We start from the raw sequence: 18,813 nt of genomic DNA, 5'->3' as shown, positions 1-18,813 counted from the left end.
TGTCGTAGGCGTCAGCTAATGTAACCAGAATTGTATTTTTTTGTATACGAAAAATTGGACCCTTGCTGGGTGGCTGCAGCGCCTGGGCTCCTGTGGGAGGCCACTGCCTTGCTCACCTTCCAAGAGCTCGCGCACCCTCTGTGGGAGCCGGCTTGCTGGCGATGAGGCCAGAGCAGGCGAAAGACAGTTGCCTTGGATAGCCTGTTCGGGCCCTATCGCCGGCAAGCCGGCTCCCACAGGGAAAAATCACTGATCTTGTGCTACACCGCTTCGAGCTTGCGCGGCGCCATGAAGTACAACCACACCAGCGCAATGAAATACACCGTCGGGATCAGCGTGAACAACACGGCATAATTGTTGTGGGTAAGGGTCAGCACGCTGCCGACGATCTGCGTCATGAACATCCCGCCAATGGCCGCGCACATGCTGCCAAAGCCGAACACGGTACTCACCAGGTGCTTGGGCGTGTAGTCCATCAGCAGGCTCCAGATGTTCGCCGTCCAGGCCTGGTGCGCGCCTACCGCCACGGCAATGGCCAGTACCGCCAGCCACAGGCCGCTGGCATGCGCGGCGAAGGTCACGCTGACGATGGTGCAGGCAAACAGCAGCATCGACACCAGCCGTGCACGGGTGGCGCGCATGCCACGGCCGATCAGCCACGACGAGAGGATGCCACCGCCGATGCTGCCGACATCCGCCGTCAGCCAGATCAGGATCAGCGGGATGCCCATCTGGGTGACGCTGATGCCCAGGTTGTACTGCTGGTTGAGAAACGGCGGCAGCCAGTACAGGTAGAACCAGAACACCGGCGCGGTAATCGCGAACGCCACGGCGAAGGCCCAGGTGCCGCGCATGCGCAGGATATGGCTGAACGGCACACGCACCGCCTCAGGCTCGACCTCTTGCTGGATGTAGTCGAGCTCGCTCTGGCGCACGTGGGGGTGCTCCTCGGGGTTGAAGTATTTCAGGCCCCACAGCACCACCCAGGCCAGGCCCAGGCAGCCCATGGCGATGAAGGCCGCTTGCCAGCCCCAGGCGGCCAGGATCACCGGCAGCAGGGCCGGGGTGATCATGGCGCCGACGTTGGTGCCGGCGTTGAACAACCCGGTGGCGATGGCCCGTTCACCGGCCGGGAACCACAGCCGCGTGGTCTTGACGCAGGCGGGGTAGTTGGCCGCCTCGGTCAGGCCGAGGATGAAGCGGCAGACCATGAAGCCTGCGGCCGAGGTGGCCAGCCCATGGGCACCGGTGGCTAGGCTCCAGAGCAGCACCGCGACGAAGAATGCGCGCTTCACGCCGACCTTGTCGATCAGCCGGCCCTGCAGTAGGAAGCCGATGGCGTAGCCCACCTGGAACCAGAAGTTGATGTTGGCGTAGTCCATCGACGTCCAGCTCATGTCCTTGGCCAGGATCGGCTGCATGATGCCGAGTGCGGCGCGGTCGATGTAGTTCAGGGTGGTGGCGAAGAACACCAGGGCGAGCATGCCCCAGCGCGTCTTGCCCACGGCGAACGCGCCGCGAATCTTGCTGCCGATGGAGCCCTGGGGCAGGGGCGGCAGGGTAGTGTCGATCTTCGAAGGCGTCATGTGCTTGTTTCTTGAAATTGTAAGGAGCGGATGATGGCTGCGGCCAGGTTCAGGGCAGAAAGGCACGCAAGACAAGGGAATGGTGAGCAGCGCGGGCGGGGCCGTCAATGCAAGGTTGCAGGCTACTGTTCGATAATCGAACACATGCAACGGTCATCGGACAGCATCGGGTAAATAGCGCGAGCAGGCCGCCATCAGTGCCTGGCCGAGCTAGCCTGAAGAGCGTTACCTCGGCGACTCTTTCGGGGATGTGACATGAAGCGCTTCTGGCCTCAGTTGCTTGATCTGCGAGCACTCGTGCTGCTTTTTGTGCTGTTGTCGGTGCTCGCCACCGTGTGCAACGGCCTCATCGTCGCCTATCGCATCCAGCGCGATGCCCTGATCGATTCCACCCTCGAAGCCAACCGGGCCTACGCCGCCAAGGTCGCTTCAAGCATTGAAGCCTTCCTTCATTCGGCGCAGCGGCGCATGAAATACAGTGCCTTGATCCTGGCCGATCATTGGGATGATCCCGCGGCGCTGCGGGCAGAAGCCAATCGCCTGCGGGATCAGGACTTGGACCTCAACGCGGTTGCCATCGTCGGGGCCAGCGGCAGGGTGTTGCAAACGGCACCGCAGGTGTTGCGCAGTGGCCATGACGCCACGCTGGACTCAGCGCTCATGGAACAGACACTGCACGCGCGCAAGCCTATGGTCAGTTCGGCCTATATCTCCCGCTCGGGGCATCTGGTGCTGTTCATCTCGCAACCTGTCACCCGTGCCTCGGGCGAATTTATCGGGGTGATCGGCAGCTCCATCTATCTTGAGCAGCAGAGCGCCTTGCATACGCTGATCAGTAGTCATTTTCACCACGAGGGCACCTTCGTGTTCGTCGTCGATGGCAACCGACGTGTGCTGTATCACCCGAACCAACGGCAAATCGGCGAGATCTTCACGCCCAGCCCGGCGGTGGACCAGGCGCTGCGGGGTGAGTACGGCGCCATGCAGTTGGCAGACCACAACCAGGAGCAGATGCTGGCAGGCTTCGCGCCGGTGGCGGGCACCGGGCTGGCCGTCATCGCCGAGCAGCCACGTGAGCGCACCCTGGCGCCCCTGGCCGAACTGATGGGGCAGACGCTGCTCGGCATGCTGCCGGCAGGCATCATCGGGTTGGGGCTGATTCTGGCAGGTACCAACCTGATCGTGCGGCCACTGCGCCAGCTGTCGATCACCGCCATGCAGCTGACCGCGCCCCAGGCCGAGTCGCAATTGCTCAACGTGCAAGCCTGGTACCGTGATGCAGCGGCGATCCGCCGAGCGCTGCTCAGCGGTGTCAGGCTCCTGCAGCAAACCCTCGGCCGTCTCCACCAAGAAGCGCAGAGCGATGCCTTGACCGGCCTGGCCAATCGCAGGGCGATGACCACCTTCCTCGACCTGTTGACCCAGACCGAACAGCCCTATGCCGTACTGGCCCTGGACATCGATCACTTCAAGCGGGTGAACGATGTGTTTGGCCACGACGTTGGCGACCTGGTGCTCAAGCACGTGGCCGATATCCTGAAGATCAATTCAAGGTCAAGCGACCTTGTGTGCCGGTACGGGGGAGAGGAGTTCATCGTGATCATGCCCGATAGCCCCATCGCCATCGCCGAAACCATCGCGCAGCGGATCAGGGAAAACGTGGCGACCAGCCAGACACCCGCGGTGGGCAGGCTGACCCTTTCGGTAGGTGTGGCCTGCATGGACGATCAGACACCGACCGCCGATGAGGTCTTGAAGCTGGCCGACGAACGCCTCTATCGGGCCAAGCAGCAGGGGCGCAACAGGGTGGTTGCCTGCTGACAGTGGGGTGTTGGGTGATCAGTAACGGGCACTGTTTCGGACAGGTTGCAACACATCGCTGATAGGTTGTATTGATCCAATCACTTAGTCATGTTCAATTTCATATCCACTGGTGATATCCGGGACTTGGTCACCGCCACTGGTCGTGACAAGCGCGCGAACTAACAACCTGATCTAGTCTTCAGGCAAGTTTGCCTGGAGTTTGATCCATGCCCACTGACCCAGCGCCAAAAAGCGAGCGCGGGAAAGAAACTCGCCTTTTTCTGTTTCTTGTCGCCTTCCTGTTTCCATTGCTATCGGTGGTTATCGTCGGTGGCTACGGTTTCATCATCTGGTTTTCGCAAATGCTGTTGGGGCCTCCCGGGCCGCCGAACTGATGACACCTGTCTGACATCCATTGGAGCCTGCGCATGGATGAGCCCCTGCATATCGCAAGCCTTCTGGTCCACGTCCGCCCCGAGCTGTTTGCCGCGGTAAAAGCCAACCTGCGCTTGTTGCCGGGCCTGGAACTGCATCAGGAAAGTCCCGTTGGAAAACTGGTGGTGGTGCTTGAAGCCGGGCACGAAAACCAGATTCTTCAATGCATCGAACAGATCAGCAACATTCCAGGTGTACTCAATGCCGCGCTGGTCTATCACGAACTCCTCGACCCTGCAGGAGACATCGAATGAGCCTGACTCGCCGGGAATTTGCCAAGGTCCATGCCGCCGCCATTGCCGCCGCCGCTGCCGGCCTGCCGATATTCAGCAGCGCCAGTAACCTGGTGACCGAAGCGGACATGGTTACCCTGGACTGGAACAAGGCACCCTGTCGCTTCTGCGGCACCGGTTGCAGCGTCATGGTCGCGACGCGGGACAACCGCGTAGTCGCCACCCACGGCGATATCAAGGCCGAGGTCAACCGTGGCCTGAACTGCGTCAAGGGTTACTTCCTGTCGAAGATCATGTATGGCGTCGACCGCCTGACCCAGCCGCTGCTGCGCATGAAGAACGGTCAATACGACAAGCAGGGCGAGTTCCAGGCGATCAGCTGGGATCAGGCCTTCGACATCATGGCGCAGAAGTACAAGGAGGCCTTGAAGAACAAAGGCCCCGAATCCATCGGCATGTTCGGCTCCGGGCAATGGACGGTGTGGGAAGGTTACGCCGCCAACAAGCTGATGAAGGGCGGCTTTCGCAGCAACAACATCGATCCCAATGCGCGTCACTGTATGGCCTCGGCGGTGATGGGCTTCATGCGCACCTTTGGCGCGGACGAGCCGATGGGCTGCTACGACGACATCGAAGCCACCGATGCCTTCGTGCTCTGGGGCTCGAACATGGCCGAGATGCACCCGATCCTCTGGACCCGGGTCACCGATCGGCGCCTGAGCCAGCCTCACGTCAAGGTGGCGGTGCTGTCCACCTTCGAGCATCGCAGCTTCGAGCTGGCCGACATCCCCATGGTATTCAAGCCGCAAACCGACCTGCTGATCCTCAACTACATCGCCAACCACATCATCGAAAGCGGTGCGGTCAACCAGGACTTCATTGGCAAGCACACGCGCTTCGCCCAGGGGGCCGACGACATCGGCTACGGGCTGCGCCCGGACAATCCGTTGGAAACCCGCGCCAAGAACGCCGACAAGGCCAACACCTGGAGCGACATCTCGTTTGATCAGTTCGCGGCGTTCGTCAAACCCTACACCCTGGAGCGCGCCGCGAAGGAAACCGGAGTGCCCGCCGAACGGCTCAAGGCCCTGGCCGAACTGTATGCCGATCCCAAGCGCAAGGTCGTATCGTTCTGGACCATGGGCTTCAACCAGCACACCCGGGGGGTGTGGGCCAACAACCTGATCTACAACATTCACCTGCTCACGGGCAAGATCAGCGAACCGGGCAACAGTCCCTTTTCACTGACCGGGCAACCCTCGGCCTGCGGTACCGCTCGCGAGGTCGGGACCTTCTCGCACCGCCTGCCTGCCGATATGGTCGTGACCAATCCCAAGCACCGGGCCACCGCTGAAGCGATCTGGAAGCTGCCGCCCGGCACGGTCCAGGAGAAAGTCGGCTTTCACGCCGTGCAGCAGAGCCGCATGCTCAAGGACGGTGTCCTCAACGTCTATTGGACCCAGGCCAGCAACAACATGCATGCCGGTCCCAACATCATGCAAGAGGTGCTGCCTGGCTGGCGCAAGCCCGAGAACTTCGTGATCGTGTCCGATGTGTACCCCACCGTTTCCGCCCAGGCGGCCGACCTGATACTGCCGAGCGCCATGTGGGTAGAGAAGGAGGGCGCCTACGGCAATGCCGAACGGCGTACCCAGTTCTGGCATCAACTGGTGAGTGCGCCGGGAGATGCCAAGTCGGACCTGTGGCAGCTGATGGAATTCTCCAAGCGCTTTACCACCGATGAAGTCTGGCCTGCCGAGCTACTGGCCAAGGCCCCCGAACTCAAAGGCAAGACGCTGTACGAGGTGTTGTTCAAGAACGGGCAGGTCGACCAGTTCCCCGTCGAGCAGATGGAAGCCGGTTACAAGAATGACGAAGCCAAGGCCTTCGGCTTCTACGTGCAAAAAGGCCTGTTCGAGGAGTACGCCCGCTTTGGCCGCGGCCACGGCCATGACCTGGCCGATTTCGACCGTTACCACAGCGAGCGCGGCCTGCGCTGGCCCGTGGTCGATGGCAAGGAAACCCGCTGGCGCTACCGCGAAGGGCTCGATCCCTATGTCGAGAAAGGCAGTGCTGTGCAGTTCTACGGCTACCCCGACAAGAAGGCGATCATTTTCGCCTTGCCCTATGAGCCGCCTGCCGAAGCACCGGATGCCGATTACCCGTTCTGGTTGAGCACAGGCCGGGTGCTGGAGCACTGGCACACCGGCACCATGACCCAACGCGTCGAAGAGCTGTACAAGGCCGTACCCGATGCCCTGGTGTACATGCACCCTGAAGATGCCAAGGCCATGCAGGCGCGCCGTGGCAGTGAAGTGAAGCTGATCAGCCGGCGTGGCGAAATCCGTGCGCGCATCGAGACTCGCGGTCGCAACAAGCCGCCGCGCGGCTTGGTGTTCGTGCCGTTTTTCGATGCCAACAAACTGATCAACAAAGTCACCCTCGATGCCACCGACCCGATCTCCAAGCAGACCGACTACAAGAAGTGCGCGATCCGCATCGAGTTGATCAGCCTGGCCTGAGGAGGCCCATCATGCCTTTTCGAATGCTGCCCCTGTTCCTGCTGGCCGCGATTGGCCTGGCGCTGGCCGCGGAGGTCGATTATCCGCTCGATGCGCCGGGGCCCGACGGGCGTCGACCTGGCGGTACCTTGACGCAAAGCATGCCGGCCCCGCCCATTGCCAACGACGAGAACCGCGACATCAAGCGTGAACGCAACTACCCCGACCAGCCGCCGACCATTCCCCATTCCATTCGCGGCTATCAGATCGACATCAATGGCAACAAGTGCCTGGCGTGTCACAGCCGGGCCAATAGCGCGAAGAGCCAGGCGACGGCCATCAGCATCACCCACTACATGGACCGCGATGGCCAGGCCCTGGCCGCGGTGTCGCCACGGCGTTACTTCTGCAACCAGTGCCATGTCGTGCAAAAGGAAGTGCAGCCGCTGGTGGGCAACAGCTTCGAGACCATCGACAAGATCCTGCAAGACGACGCCAACGCTGCGCGCAAACCCTGAGGAGGTGCCATGAAAACACTGATTGCCCTGCTCAAGGACTATTGGGGCATCCTGCGTCGTCCCAGTGTGTATTTCAGCCTGGGCTTTCTGACGCTTGGCGGATTCATCGCCGGGATCATTTTCTGGGGGGGCTTCAACACGGCACTCGAACTGACCAACACCGAGAAGTTCTGCACCTCGTGCCACGAGATGCGTGACAACGTGTTCGTCGAACTTCAGGAAACCATCCACTACACCAACCGTTCCGGTGTGCGCGCCAGTTGCCCGGACTGCCATGTGCCCCATGAATGGACACACAAGATCGCGCGCAAGATGCAGGCCTCCAAGGAGGTCTGGGGCAAGCTCTTCGGCACCATCGATACCCGCGAAAAATTTGTCGCTCACCGCCGCGAACTGGCCGAGCACGAGTGGGCACGGCTCAAGGCCAACGACTCGCGTGAGTGCCGCAATTGTCACAACTTCCAGTTCATGGATTTCACCCGCCAGAGCAAACGCGCCGCCGCCATGCATTCCACCTCCCTGGCCAGCGGCGAGGCTACCTGTATCGATTGCCACAAGGGCATCGCGCACAAGCTGCCGGACATGACGGGGGTGAAGGGCTGGTAATCGCCCAGTTGTGAACAAAATTTCCCACTCTGTGGGAATCCTGTTTCACCCTTTGAGAAAACGGTGTGCACCATGTTGGCAAGGAGCACACATGAACTACACCAACCCCACCGATCGCTTGTTGCAGATTCTCGTCGCGCTCGGACAAGCCGAGGAAGCCGTGGCGGCCAAAGAGTTGAGCCTGCAATTGGATCAACCGTTGAGCAGCACCTACCGGCACCTGAAGACATTGCTGCGCTGGGGCCTTGCCGAAGACAACGGCTACGGTCGCTACCTGCCAGGGCCTGCCTGCTTGCAGTTGGCGAAAAAGTTCGACCGCCAGGCGCTGTTGGTATCGCAGGCGCTGCCGGAGCTCAAACGCCTGGCCGAGTTGAGTCGCGAGAGTGTCGCCTTGATGGTACCGAGCAATGGCCAGGCCATTTGCATCGAGATGATCGACAGTCCGCAGCCGCTGCGCTGCTGCTATCAGAAAGGCTTGGCCCAGCCCCTGCTGGTGGGCGCTTCGGCGCGGGTGCTGCTGGCACACATGGAGCCCGAGCGCAGTCAAGCGTTCCTCCACGAGCAGGGGGTGGATGCCGAAGGCATTGCCGAATACGAGCACAGTTTCATCGCCATCCGCGCCCAAGGGTTTGCGGTCAGCCTGAGCGAAATCGACGACGGCGTCTGGGGCGTCAGCGCACCGGTACTCGACAGCCGCAACCGGCTGCATGGCGCAATCAGCCTGATGGCCCCGGCCTTTCGTGCGCAAAAGAACAGCGAGCGGCTGACCCACTGGACCTGTGAGGTCGCTTTGCGCGTCGGTGCGCGGCTGGACTGAATCACACCTGGAGTTTCTGCATGACAGACAATCTTTCGTTGCCGGCGTGGCAGGGCCGTATCGACGCGGGCGAGGGCGCCTCGGCGCTACGCTGGCACCAATGGGTGCAACCCTTCGCTGACCGGCAGGCCCCCGGCACAGCCCTGGTGGGCCTGGCCTGCGATGAAGGCGTGAGCCGCAATCAGGGTCGCACGGGCGCACGTCTTGGGCCGCCCGTCTTGCGCAAGGCGCTGGCCAACCTGGCTTGGCGCGGCGAGCGTCCGGTCTATGACAGCGGCGATGTCGCCTGCCAAGGCACTGACCTTGAAGGCGCCCAATGGGCTTATGCCCAGCGTGTGGCGCTGCTGCTGGAGCAGGGGCATCTGCCGCTGGGTGTGGGCGGCGGGCATGAAATCGCCTACGCAAGCTTCCTGGGCCTGGCCCAGCACCTGCGGCGTCTGGAAGAACAACCGCGCATTGGCATTCTCAACTTCGATGCTCACTTCGACCTTCGCCATGCCGAGCAAAGTAGCTCCGGCACGCCGTTTCGACAGATCGCCGAATACTGCGAGCAGGCCGGTATGGCCTTCGACTACTGCTGCCTTGGCGTGAGCGAGCTGAACAACACCCAGGCGTTGTTCGAACAGGCGCAGCGCCTGAATGTGCGCTATCGCCTCGATCGGCAGATGCAGCCGTGGAACATCGCGGCTATCGAGGCTTATGTCGATGAGTTCCTGGCGGGCATCGATCATTTGTACATGACGATCTGCCTCGATGTGCTCCCGGCCAGCCAGGCCCCTGGTGTCAGCGCGCCCTCGGCCCACGGTGTCGACCTGATGGTGGTCGAGCATCTGGTTCGGCGTGCCAAGGCAAGCGGCAAGTTGCGCATGGCCGATGTGGCCGAGCTCAACCCAGCGCTCGATCAGGACTTGCGCACTGCAAAGATCGGCGCGCGGCTGCTGGCAAGCCTGGTCGACTGAAAAACCCCTTTATCTGTCCCAGTACAATAACAAGAGTATTACCCCATGCTTACCTTGCAACTTGACGCATTGACCACTGTTGCCCTGGCGCTATTGCTGCTGGCCATGGGCGCACAACTGAAAAAGCACAGCCATTGGTTGCGCCAACTCTGTGTACCTGCCCCGGTGATCGGTGGCTTCGGCTTTGCCCTGGTGGTGTGGCTACTGCGCAATCTGCAGTGGCTGGACATCACCCTCGACACGGCCATGCAAACACCTTTGATGGTGATGTTCTTCACCACCGTCGGCCTTGGCGGCAGCCTTGGCCTGCTGCGCCAGGGCGGCAAGATCCTGTTCGTCTACCTGGGGGCTTGCTGGGGGTTGGCACTCTTGCAGAACCTGGTGGGCGTCGGCATGGCCAAGGCGTTGGGGATCGATCCGCTGTTGGGGATCATGGCCGGTGCAGTGTCGCTTGAAGGCGGCTTTGGCGCGGCCGCTGCGTTTGGCCCGATTGCCGAAAGCCTTGGCACCTCGGGTGCGACGACGGCGGCATTGGCTTCGGCCACCTTCGGCATGGTGGCCGGCGCCTTGCTGGGTAGCCCGGTGGCACGTTTCCTGATCGACCGGAAGAAACTCGCGGTTCGGGCCGATAGCGCAGACGCGCTGCAAGTGCTGGAAAAGGCCAACGAAGGTCCAGGCGTGGCCATCGACTCCAAGGTACTGCTGCGTCTGCTGACCTGCATGCTGGTGATCATGGTGCTTGGTTTCTGGATCGGCGATGCCTTGAAGGCGCACCTGGGCATCGTCTTGCCGGTGTATGTCGGCGCCATGTTCGTGGCGATCATTGTGCGTAACTTCAACGACCGTGCCCAGTTGATCGAGATCCCGGATAATGCGGTCGGCACCTTGGGTGACATCAGCCTGGGCATGTTCCTGACCATGGCCATGATGAGCCTGAAGTTCTGGGAGTTGGAGCAACTTGGCCTGCCGTTGCTGGTGATTCTGGTGGTGCAGGTGCTGATCATGATGGCGTTGTGCGTATTCGTGCTGTTCCGCCTGTTCGGTGGTAACTACGATGCCGCCGTCCTGTGCGCCGGCTACATGGGCCATGGCCTGGGGGCTACTCCCAATGCAGTGGCCAACATGGGGGCCATCTGTGATCACTACAAAGTGTTCTCGTACAAGGCCTTCATCATCGTTCCGCTGTGTGGCGCGGTGCTGATCGACATCGTCGCCTTGCCGTTGATTACCTGGTTCATCAACGCGTTCAGTTGATACCTCGGCCCATCGCCGGCGAACGCGCGCCGACGCCTTCCTGTGGGAGCCGGCTTGCCGGCGATGAGGCCAAACCAGATTCCGAATCAACGGTCGGTCGTGCACGGGCTCTGCGGGAGACTTGGGTGAGGATTTGAGCTATACCCTGATATGGCTAAACCCGGCGGGTGAATGTCATGAACATACTGCCAAACAGATTCCAGCATTTCCTCCTTTGCCTGTTGCTTTCACTGCCTTTTTCCTTGAACGCTGCGCCATCGGCTGAACTGCCGAGCGTCGAACTGACCCCGGCTGAAGAGGCGGAAGTTCAAAAACTTGTCTTGCCGATACCCGAGAACTGGATCGGGGATTTCGAAGGCATGCGCGAGCGCTGTAGACATCCCGGAGATACTGGTCACCGCCCCTGGTAGCAAGCCCTTCGAGAAGATCGAGGACCTGTCAGGCCAGGTGGTGGGCCGGGAAACCGTGGATTATGTGGGCAATATCTAGAAGTGGCCTACAAGTTGGTCGAAGAGAAAGCCGGGGGCAAATCGTCACCTTCTGCGCAATGATGGCAGTCATCGCCGGCAAGCCGGCTCCCACAGCAGTATCACCAGCCCCCCAAGGCTTGCGTTGTATCTGTGGGAGCCGCGCTTGCCGGCGATGGGCCGCGAAGCGGCCCCAAAATCCAGAGGTCTACTGTGGGTCGATAGCGGCCACTCTCGACTGACTGCTTTCGACCCATAGCTGCCATTGGATTGATTAGCTGGCGGACAGCTCAGATCGCCAGCTTAGTAGGCTTTACTTGACCTTCACCACGTCATCCGGTTTCCAAGTTTGGTCGTAGAAGGCGTCTTCGCTTCCATACAAACGCAATGCTACGAGGAAGTTGCGGCCCGGTATGGTCTGGATAAATGCTGCATCAGCCACGTCGGTCGGCTTATCGGGGCCAAACCAGATTTCCAGGGAACCGTCCGCCTGCTTGGGAATGTCGTAGTAGCCGTTGGTGGAGGGCAACAGTTGCTTGGTTTCGGGCATGGTGCCGTCGGTGATGTTGTACGCCGTCACTGCCCAGAACAACGCCGCGGGCGGGTTCGGCGGCAAGCGCAGTTTGTAGGTGCTGCCGCCTTCGAGGAACTTGCCATCCTTGTCGCGCCCGGTGAAGGGGTACTTCGAGCCCGCTCCGGTGGTGTGCATCACCATGGCCGGTGCCGATGAATAAGCGAACTGGAAGAAGTTTGCGCGTTGGTTGACATCCAGGTAACTGTCCTGCATCCAGTCGTTGGTGCCGCCAGCCCAGGTATTCTCGTACTGGCGGTCCTTGTAATAGAGGTTGCGTTTGTCTTCGCGGCCCAGTTGGCGATTGGCCAGGATCATCTTCGGCGCGGTTTCGACGGCCTTCTTCAGCAGCTCGTCCTGCCGGGCCGTGGGCTTGAAGGGTTCGCCCTTGATGATGCCGATCGAGGCCAGCACACCGCGCAGCTCGGGGTCGATGGCTTCGACCGGCTCATAATCGACGAAGGCCTTTAGCTTGGTCCAGTAAGTGGTGTCAACCGGGTACATCATGTTCAGCGCCTTGCCGCTGGCGTCGGGGAATTGCATCGGTTTGACGTCTTTCTCCACGGTGAACAACGGGTAGACGCGGGTGGTTTCGGCATTGGCGACCGCCGGTGCCGGGTCAGGCTTGCCTTCGCCTTTGGCCATGACGGTACGGAAGAACAGGAAAACGTTGTAGGTGCGCGACTTGACCGCGAAGTAGCCGCCAGGCACGGGACCGTTGTAGTCCGGCGGCAACAGCAGATAGAGGCCGCCGCGTGCGCGGTCGGGGCCGACGGCGCCGACATCGGTCAGCGTGCGCTGGAAGAAGTCGGTGAACATGCCGATGACATTGGCAGGGGCCTTCACCACGAGCGGGCCGGTCTGCTTCAGGTCCAGGTAGCTCATGGAGTAGATCACGTCGGCGTTTGGCGTGGGCACCATGGTGCGGGCGTCCATGCGTTGCTTCCAGATCGGCAACACGTTGTAGCCGGCGCCGAAGGCAGCTTCCGAACCGTCTTTCATGCCAATGGTGTTGAGCGCCGGCAACATGGTCATGTAGGCGTGGATTGCGCGCTGGTAATACAGCTCATCGCGCAGGCTTTCTGCTTCTTTGGGCTCAAGCCAGTTGCCGTTGTTGATCTGCTGGATCAGCGGCGAGGCCGGTGCCTGATCCGCCGCGTGCACCATCGGTAGGGTTGCCAGTGCAGCCGCCAGGGTGGACAGCGTAAATACCCGTCGAATGGAACTCATCAAACAGTCTCCTGCGCAATGATAAGCGTCGCAACGCGAGGTTTACTTGATTTTCTTGATGACTGGCGGCTTCCAACTTGCATCGAGGATCGGTTCTTTGCCCCAGTACGCCCGGATATACAGTGAGATGGGCTCTTTAGGTGACGGGAGCCAGTTGTTCTCTTGGTCCTTGCCAGGGGATACCGGGCCGATGTAGACCGTCAGTGAGCCATCAGCATTGCGCTTGAGGTCTTTGTTCTTGGTTCCCAGCGAGTAACGATTGAGCGCATTGGCGCTGAAGAGGTGGTGCTGGTTGTACAACGTCAGCGACCAGAAGCCCTGCACCGGCGGCTCTTCACCTTTGGCGAAGGTGACCTCGTAGCTGTGGGCGCCATTGAGTTGAGCACCATTGCCATCGAAGTCGGTGTAGAAGTACTGGGTTTCGTTGGGGCGGTTGTCGAACATGTTCGACTTGGAGGTACCGGTGCGGTTGAAATAGTCCACGCCCCATTGGGCGTTGTTGGCCGAGCGGTTCCAGCCATTGCCCGCCGGGCGGCCGTTGTGCTTCCACTGGAAGAAAGGCGCGATCAGTTCCTTGTCGGCCAGCTTGGCTTCCTCTACCAGCAGCTTCTTGATGGCCGGGTCTTTTGCGGCAATAGCCATGAGTTGGCGGAACTGGGCATAGAGAGCTTCTTCGCCCGGCATCGGCGCGACGGTGTCCAGCACTTGCGGGAGTTGATCAAAGAATTTTTCCGGAATGACCCACTTAGTTTCACCCTGGCTGGCGCTGTCTGCATTGGGCACCGGGATGTCGGGTGTTTTCTTCCAGTCGATGATCTTCATCTTGCCGTCAAAATCTTTGAGCGGGTAGAAGACGACCTGATTGAGTTTTTCCTGCACAGCAGCGCGGTCGGCCTCCGTATCGTCCATGAACACGCGCGGTATGGTGTTGGCCAGCGCCGTGGGGCTGCGGATGATCGCTTCCACGCCGTCGGGCTTTTCGCCTTGCCAGTTCGGGCCCACCAGCAGGTAGAAACCAGGCTTGCTGGCATAGGGCTTCCCCAGTTCACCGAACTGATCGGTACGTTGGTCGTACATGGCGTACACCCAGAAGCGCTCGCCGAAGTCCGGCACCTGGGCGATCACGGGCTCGTCGTCCAGGGAGAAGAAGCCAAGACCGTACACCACATCCTGGTTGGGGCAGGTGACAAAGGTTTCAGCAGGGGTGATGTAATCGTGCAGCATGCCCAACTGACCGCGCGGCGCCGCTGGCAAGATGCCGCCCAGTAGCCCAGGGTGAGGCGCCTTCGTGATGCGCTCATAGCGGTTGATCATGTTGACCATCGGCCAGCCCCAGAGATAAGCCATGCGCGCGATGGTTTTCACGTATTCCGGATGCATGAGCGCGTCGGTGCTGGGTTGGGTGAGCTGAGGCGCGCTTGGCTGGGGTTGTTCGGCGGCCTGCGCCAGTGGTGCGCTGAGTGACAAAGCCAAGAAGGCTGTGCAAAAGCCTGTTTGTGCCGTTCGCATAGTCGTCGTCCTTGCAGTTGAAGGAACAAAGGAGACGAATTAGCGAACTTCGGCGGACGGCACGGCCAACTCCGCACTCAGCATATCGCTCTCCAAGCCGCTTCGAAGTCTAGCCGGTGATACTCTAAGTGGCCTGGTACGGCGTAATCATTTAACGCCGACATTGTTACCTCTTGAACGCTAGCAGTGACGTAGGGCAGCTATGGGTCGATAGCGGCCACGCTCGACTGATTGCTTTCGACCCAATATAGATAGTCCGTTCCACCTTCAACGATACTGGTATCGGTTGGCAGTGCCGGCCTCATCGCCGGCAAGCCGGCTCCCACAGATACAGCGCAAGTCTTGAGGGCAGAGGTGTATCTGTGGGTCAAGCAGTCGGGCTAACCGCCAGGCTATTGCTGACATTACGCCCCAGCACCAGCACCGTAACGAAACCGCAACCCACCAGGGCCGTGGCCAGGCTCAACAGCACCGAGCTGCCCAGTTGGTCGACGATCTGCCCGCCGAAGAACGAGCCCAACGCAATGATCACCTGGAACATGGCGACGAACAGTGGCATGCCGCGTTCGACGTCCTTGGGCGCCACGACGAACATCCAGATACTGGCGCAGGCCGGGAAGGCGCCGAAGGCGAAGCCCCAGAGCGCGATCAGCATCGCAGCGCCGGTCATGCCGGTGGCGAAGTGGGGGAACAGGGCGGTGCTGATGGCGATCATCAATGCGACCAGCATCAGGGTGTGACGCACGCTTCGATTGGCGGCGAAACCGGCAAAGATGTTGCCCATTACCCCGGCCACGCCATACAGCAACAGCAGCGAACCAATGGTCGGCCCATCGAAACCTGCGTTTTGCTTGAAGAAGGGGGCGACATAGGTGTACGCGGCAAAGTGCGCCAGGCCAATCAGCAGCACCGCGATCAAACCCACCCGAGCTTGCGGGTTGATGAACAGCGCCGGCAGGTCACTGATGCGAATGGCCTTGTCCGGGTTGAGCCGCGGCAGCAGAAGGACCTGAGCCAGCAGCACCGGCACGCCCACCAGCGCGGTGGCCAGGAACGTCATGCGCCAGCCCATGAGGCCACTCAACCAGGTGCCTACCGGCACACCCAGCACGGTGGCCAAGGTCACACCGACCATGATGATCGAGGTGGCCTGGGCTACGCCTACGCCCTTGGGAGCCAGGCGGCCGCTGAGGGCGATGGCGGTAGCCCAGAAGCCGCCGATGCTGACACCCAGCAGCACGCGCCCGAACAGCAGCAGGTTGAAGTCGCTGGCGTAGGCCACGACCGCGTTGGCGATGATCATGATCAGCGTGAGGCCGATCAGCAGGTAGCGACGGTCCAGCGCGCCAATGCCGACCGACAGCAAAGGAGCGGCGAGGGCGGCCATGATGCCGGGCAGGGTCACCATCAGACCGGCCTGGCCTGCGCTGATACCGAGATCGCTGGCGACATCGTTGAGCACGCCCACCGGGAGAAACTCACTGGTCACCAGGGCGAAGGCACCCACGGCGACCGAAAGAATCGCCAGCCACTGCTGCTTGACGCTTTGTTGACGATGTTCGAGGGGGCCGTGAGAGGCCAGGGGAGAGCTTGGCATGGTGCGGGGTTCCAGAGGGGACTTTCGCCTGAATCAGGCGGGGGAGCGGGGGGGAAGTGGAAGCCATTATAGGGGGCGGTCTTGGCCACCCAACAGGCAGGGCCTTCGATAGTAATCATCACTGTAATCGATGAAAGGTGCCGGGCAGAGCGGCCGCAATTGGCCGAAAGCGGACTTCGCTGCAGCCCCGGGTTGGCCATCCTCCAACGGCCCGGCGATCGCACACTTTCGATGGCGGTGCAGACGCGCCTGCTGGAGCGCCAGGCGACGGAACTGGAAGCTTAGCAAACGGCACTGCGGGCTACCGACGCCTGGCACCGCGGAATCATCGAGGCCTCCCCGGATGGCATGCTGGTCGTGGGGGCAGACGGTCGCATCCTGATGACCAACCCACAACTGGATGCATTGTTCGGCTACGACCAGGGCGAGCTTGTCGGGTCTGGCGTCGAACGGCTGGTGCCGGAGCATGCGCGCGAACGGCATGCGGTATTGCGCAATGGCTTCATCACCAGCGGCACCACGCGGCAAATGGGCCTCGGTCTGGAGGATCTGCGCGGTGTGCGCAAGGACGGTAGCCTGTTCTCTGTGGAAATAGGTCTGTCTCACCTGCCCAACCTGGAAGGGCGCGGTGTCTGCGTCTGCGTCTGCGCCTCCGTGCGTGACGTCAGGTGCAGATCGCACTGTTCGACTTCGACCGTGCCCTGGAGCTGCTGGAGGACGCATAGGCATGTGGTCCACTTTCGACCCAATAGCAGACATCTGGATGTTGGGGCCGCTTCGCGGCCCATCGCCGGCAAGCGCGGCTCCCACAGGGACAACGCAAGCCTGGGGGCGGGTGATCCTCCTTTGGGAGCCGGCTTGCCGGCGATGAGGCAGGCACTGACGAACGGCCGGCGCGAGACCAATGCAGTCATTGATCTGCCGAAGGCAAGGTACGCATCTTCCAATCAGTCATTGGGCTAGATCCTGACTAACTGCCGTTTCCTGCAAGTAGTGCCAACGTGCGCCTGCAGTCATCACCTCGAGGAGCACCACTGACAGGCGCGCCGTTTCTACACCCAGCAGACGGTGAACCTCCTTGTAACGCAGGACCACGCGGTCACCTTCCTGTTGAAGAGGTTCTATATCACTGAGGATGATTTCCAGACCGGGCCGGGTGCCCTGCACGCGCTTGAACATCTGTTCTATCTGCTTGCGGCTCAAGACTGCGCCCGCCGTGCTGACCATGGTGAACGTATCGGCAAACACCGGCATAAGCGCAGTGATAGCGGCGCTGGCTTGTTCCGTGGGAGAAGTGAATATGCTGTGGATCAGCTCATGGATGTGATGAACGCTGCGTCGCGCCTGATCAAGTTTGTTGCTGTGCATGACAGTCCTTAGGGGCGTTCAGGACGCCGATATGTAGAAGAGGAAGTAGTCCCGCCACCGACGCGATGAGAAACGTAAAGTGGTAGGCCCTGGACGGCTCAACGTGGTCAGCGAGCAGGTTGAACATCATCAGGAACAGCGCAGTGCCCAGGCTGAAGGTCATCTGGCGATTGATGTTCCAGATCACGCTGGCTTTGTGCGTGTCGTGACCTGTGAAGTCCATCAATGCAGTGGTTTGCGCGGTGTTAGCGCCCAGGCCACCACCGATACCCATCAGGCTGTAAGCGGTTATCAGCAGTGCCAGGTCGGAGCGAGCTTCGACCAGGAACAAAACAGCGATGCCAACGCTATGCAGGCACATGCCGAGAATGAACAAGCGTCTGGCGCCTACCTGGTTGTAACACTTGCCGCACAGGAGCATGGCCACGAACGCCCCGCTGGCATACAGGATCATGAACATGCCGGTGGCTTGGGCACTGAAATGCAGCGCATCCTGCAAAAAGAAGATGTTTAGAAGGTTTACCCCGGTAAAGATGCCGGGAATCGCGTAGTAAACCAGAATGGATATACGCAGGCGCGGACTGCCGAGCAGACGCAATTCGACGATGGCTTCGCTCGTGCGGCGGTAATGGGCGACATACAAGACTGCGATCACGGCTGCAAGGATTACACAACACAAAGCAACTGCAGCACTGTAGCCGGCTCCGTACAGCGACATCCCCATCAGCACGCTGATCAGTGCTGCACTAACCAGCAGCAGGCCGATCAGATCAGGACGAGCCTTAGGTGCAGTCAAGGCGCTGTCATTGACCCAAAGCCAAGCCAAGGCAGCGGCGATCAACGATAGAGGAACATTGCAATGGAATACCCAACGCCAGGAGCTGTGAACGACGATCATTCCGCCCAAGGTCGGGGACAGGGCTGGGGCAATCAGTGCCACGGCCATGATGAGTGTTGAGATCCGCGCCCGCTGTTCACCTTGAAACAGGTTGAACGTCATCGCTTGCCCGACGGGGATTATCCCCCCGCCAGCCAGGCCTTGAATGAAGCGCCAGATAACGAGGTCACTGAAGTGGGTGGCTTGGCCGCACATCCATGCTGACACGCTGAAAAGAAGCATCGACCCGGTCAGCACTGCTTTGGCGCCCCAGCGGGCAGCCAGCCAAGTGCTGACTGGAATGATCAGCGTCAAACCCAGAATGTAGGCATTGGCGACCCAGGCGATAGTAGAATTACTTATCTGCAAGTCAGCTGTAATACTAGGCAGTGCCACGGCTGACATGAATATATTGATGCAGTCTATAAAAAAGCCGATGAGGAAGACTGTTGCAATACGGTAACGATACGTCATGTTTCAAC

16 protein-coding genes and 1 pseudogene are annotated in these 18,813 nt (G+C 60.7%); 11 read left to right on the top strand and 6 right to left on the bottom strand.

Annotation, left to right across the window (positions count from 1 at the left end):
* Window positions 1-260: 260 nt before the first annotated feature.
* Window positions 261-1,586 (bottom strand): MFS transporter, encoded by a 1,326-nt coding sequence (locus tag ACIPZB_RS18235; RefSeq protein WP_008095605.1) that lies wholly within the window; start codon window positions 1,584-1,586, stop codon window positions 261-263.
* A gap of 255 nt (window positions 1,587-1,841) precedes the next feature.
* Between ACIPZB_RS18235 and ACIPZB_RS18230 the strand changes: the two genes are divergently transcribed.
* The 10 genes from ACIPZB_RS18230 to ACIPZB_RS18185 all read left to right on the top strand — a co-directional run bounded on the left by ACIPZB_RS18230 (window position 1,842) and on the right by ACIPZB_RS18185 (window position 11,122).
* Window positions 1,842-3,407 carry a diguanylate cyclase gene (locus ACIPZB_RS18230; RefSeq protein ID WP_400641943.1) on the top strand — a complete coding sequence of 522 codons (1,566 nt, stop codon included), beginning with the start codon at window positions 1,842-1,844 and terminating at the stop codon, window positions 3,405-3,407.
* Window positions 3,408-3,616: 209 nt separating this feature from the next.
* Complete coding sequence (gene napE, locus ACIPZB_RS18225; protein WP_008095609.1) at window positions 3,617-3,784, top strand: periplasmic nitrate reductase, NapE protein; 168 nt, start codon at window positions 3,617-3,619, stop codon at window positions 3,782-3,784.
* Window positions 3,785-3,817: 33 nt separating this feature from the next.
* Window positions 3,818-4,078, top strand: coding sequence for a chaperone NapD (locus ACIPZB_RS18220; protein WP_400641942.1), 261 nt, complete (start codon window positions 3,818-3,820; stop codon window positions 4,076-4,078).
* Complete coding sequence (gene napA / locus ACIPZB_RS18215) at window positions 4,075-6,579, top strand: nitrate reductase catalytic subunit NapA (protein ID WP_400641941.1); 2,505 nt, start codon at window positions 4,075-4,077, stop codon at window positions 6,577-6,579. The genes ACIPZB_RS18220 and napA overlap by 4 nt, the downstream gene beginning before the upstream one ends.
* Before the next feature lie 11 nt (window positions 6,580-6,590).
* The gene (locus ACIPZB_RS18210; RefSeq protein ID WP_400641940.1) at window positions 6,591-7,076 is read left to right on the top strand and encodes a nitrate reductase cytochrome c-type subunit; all 486 of its coding nucleotides are present in this window, start codon (window positions 6,591-6,593) and stop codon (window positions 7,074-7,076) included.
* 9 nt (window positions 7,077-7,085) lie between these two features.
* Window positions 7,086-7,682, top strand: coding sequence for a cytochrome c3 family protein (locus ACIPZB_RS18205; RefSeq protein WP_008095615.1), 597 nt, complete (start codon window positions 7,086-7,088; stop codon window positions 7,680-7,682).
* Window positions 7,683-7,773: 91 nt separating this feature from the next.
* Window positions 7,774-8,499 carry an IclR family transcriptional regulator gene (locus ACIPZB_RS18200; protein ID WP_400641939.1) on the top strand — a complete coding sequence of 242 codons (726 nt, stop codon included), beginning with the start codon at window positions 7,774-7,776 and terminating at the stop codon, window positions 8,497-8,499.
* 20 nt (window positions 8,500-8,519) lie between these two features.
* Entirely contained in the window at window positions 8,520-9,458 is a 939-nt protein-coding gene (gene hutG / locus ACIPZB_RS18195) for a formimidoylglutamase (RefSeq protein WP_400641938.1), read from the top strand.
* 45 nt (window positions 9,459-9,503) lie between these two features.
* Window positions 9,504-10,712 carry a sodium/glutamate symporter gene (gltS, locus tag ACIPZB_RS18190; protein ID WP_400641937.1) on the top strand — a complete coding sequence of 403 codons (1,209 nt, stop codon included), beginning with the start codon at window positions 9,504-9,506 and terminating at the stop codon, window positions 10,710-10,712.
* 176 nt (window positions 10,713-10,888) lie between these two features.
* Complete coding sequence (locus tag ACIPZB_RS18185; protein ID WP_400641936.1) at window positions 10,889-11,122, top strand: hypothetical protein; 234 nt, start codon at window positions 10,889-10,891, stop codon at window positions 11,120-11,122.
* Between the two features lie 370 nt (window positions 11,123-11,492).
* Here the strand turns inward: ACIPZB_RS18185 and ACIPZB_RS18180 are convergent, their stop codons facing one another.
* The 3 genes from ACIPZB_RS18180 to ACIPZB_RS18170 form a co-directional block, all read right to left on the bottom strand.
* The gene (locus tag ACIPZB_RS18180; RefSeq protein ID WP_400641935.1) at window positions 11,493-12,980 is read right to left on the bottom strand and encodes a DUF1254 domain-containing protein; all 1,488 of its coding nucleotides are present in this window, start codon (window positions 12,978-12,980) and stop codon (window positions 11,493-11,495) included.
* Between the two features lie 42 nt (window positions 12,981-13,022).
* Window positions 13,023-14,360 carry a DUF1254 domain-containing protein gene (locus ACIPZB_RS18175; RefSeq protein WP_400641934.1) on the bottom strand — a complete coding sequence of 446 codons (1,338 nt, stop codon included), beginning with the start codon at window positions 14,358-14,360 and terminating at the stop codon, window positions 13,023-13,025.
* A 496-nt stretch (window positions 14,361-14,856) separates the two neighbouring features.
* Window positions 14,857-16,086 carry an MFS transporter gene (locus tag ACIPZB_RS18170; RefSeq protein ID WP_400641933.1) on the bottom strand — a complete coding sequence of 410 codons (1,230 nt, stop codon included), beginning with the start codon at window positions 16,084-16,086 and terminating at the stop codon, window positions 14,857-14,859.
* A gap of 90 nt (window positions 16,087-16,176) precedes the next feature.
* On the opposite strand from ACIPZB_RS18170, the pseudogene ACIPZB_RS18165 reads away from it, so the two are divergent.
* Window positions 16,177-16,752, top strand: a pseudogene (locus ACIPZB_RS18165) (PAS domain S-box protein); the annotation flags it as partial.
* Window positions 16,753-17,037: 285 nt separating this feature from the next.
* Here ACIPZB_RS18165 and ACIPZB_RS18160 read toward each other — a convergent pair.
* Both ACIPZB_RS18160 and ACIPZB_RS18155 read right to left on the bottom strand, forming a co-directional pair.
* Window positions 17,038-17,454: a DUF4440 domain-containing protein gene (locus tag ACIPZB_RS18160; RefSeq protein ID WP_400641932.1), complete on the bottom strand. Its 417-nt coding sequence runs from the start codon at window positions 17,452-17,454 to the stop codon at window positions 17,038-17,040.
* Window positions 17,435-18,805 carry an MFS transporter gene (locus ACIPZB_RS18155; protein WP_400641931.1) on the bottom strand — a complete coding sequence of 457 codons (1,371 nt, stop codon included), beginning with the start codon at window positions 18,803-18,805 and terminating at the stop codon, window positions 17,435-17,437. Before ACIPZB_RS18155 ends, ACIPZB_RS18160 begins: the two co-directional genes overlap by 20 nt.
* Window positions 18,806-18,813: the final 8 nt, after the last annotated feature.

The organism is Pseudomonas sp. NPDC089396, from assembly GCF_044749545.1.
Taxonomy (GTDB): Bacteria; Pseudomonadota; Gammaproteobacteria; order Pseudomonadales; family Pseudomonadaceae; genus Aquipseudomonas.
The sequence above is the reverse complement of the archived record's forward strand: the minus strand, read 5'-3'. Positions and strand labels throughout refer to the sequence as shown.

Coding starts and splice junctions, on each gene's coding strand:
- ACIPZB_RS18235 (WP_008095605.1), bottom strand. CDS start 1,586: ATGACGCCTTCGAAGATCGACACTACCCTGCCGCCCCTGCCCCAGGGC.
- ACIPZB_RS18230 (WP_400641943.1), top strand. CDS start 1,842: ATGAAGCGCTTCTGGCCTCAGTTGCTTGATCTGCGAGCACTCGTGCTG.
- napE (WP_008095609.1), top strand. CDS start 3,617: ATGCCCACTGACCCAGCGCCAAAAAGCGAGCGCGGGAAAGAAACTCGC.
- ACIPZB_RS18220 (WP_400641942.1), top strand. CDS start 3,818: ATGGATGAGCCCCTGCATATCGCAAGCCTTCTGGTCCACGTCCGCCCC.
- napA (WP_400641941.1), top strand. CDS start 4,075: ATGAGCCTGACTCGCCGGGAATTTGCCAAGGTCCATGCCGCCGCCATT.
- ACIPZB_RS18210 (WP_400641940.1), top strand. CDS start 6,591: ATGCCTTTTCGAATGCTGCCCCTGTTCCTGCTGGCCGCGATTGGCCTG.
- ACIPZB_RS18205 (WP_008095615.1), top strand. CDS start 7,086: ATGAAAACACTGATTGCCCTGCTCAAGGACTATTGGGGCATCCTGCGT.
- ACIPZB_RS18200 (WP_400641939.1), top strand. CDS start 7,774: ATGAACTACACCAACCCCACCGATCGCTTGTTGCAGATTCTCGTCGCG.
- hutG (WP_400641938.1), top strand. CDS start 8,520: ATGACAGACAATCTTTCGTTGCCGGCGTGGCAGGGCCGTATCGACGCG.
- gltS (WP_400641937.1), top strand. CDS start 9,504: ATGCTTACCTTGCAACTTGACGCATTGACCACTGTTGCCCTGGCGCTA.
- ACIPZB_RS18185 (WP_400641936.1), top strand. CDS start 10,889: ATGAACATACTGCCAAACAGATTCCAGCATTTCCTCCTTTGCCTGTTG.
- ACIPZB_RS18180 (WP_400641935.1), bottom strand. CDS start 12,980: ATGAGTTCCATTCGACGGGTATTTACGCTGTCCACCCTGGCGGCTGCA.
- ACIPZB_RS18175 (WP_400641934.1), bottom strand. CDS start 14,360: ATGCATCCGGAATACGTGAAAACCATCGCGCGCATGGCTTATCTCTGG.
- ACIPZB_RS18170 (WP_400641933.1), bottom strand. CDS start 16,086: ATGCCAAGCTCTCCCCTGGCCTCTCACGGCCCCCTCGAACATCGTCAA.
- ACIPZB_RS18160 (WP_400641932.1), bottom strand. CDS start 17,454: ATGCACAGCAACAAACTTGATCAGGCGCGACGCAGCGTTCATCACATC.
- ACIPZB_RS18155 (WP_400641931.1), bottom strand. CDS start 18,805: ATGACGTATCGTTACCGTATTGCAACAGTCTTCCTCATCGGCTTTTTT.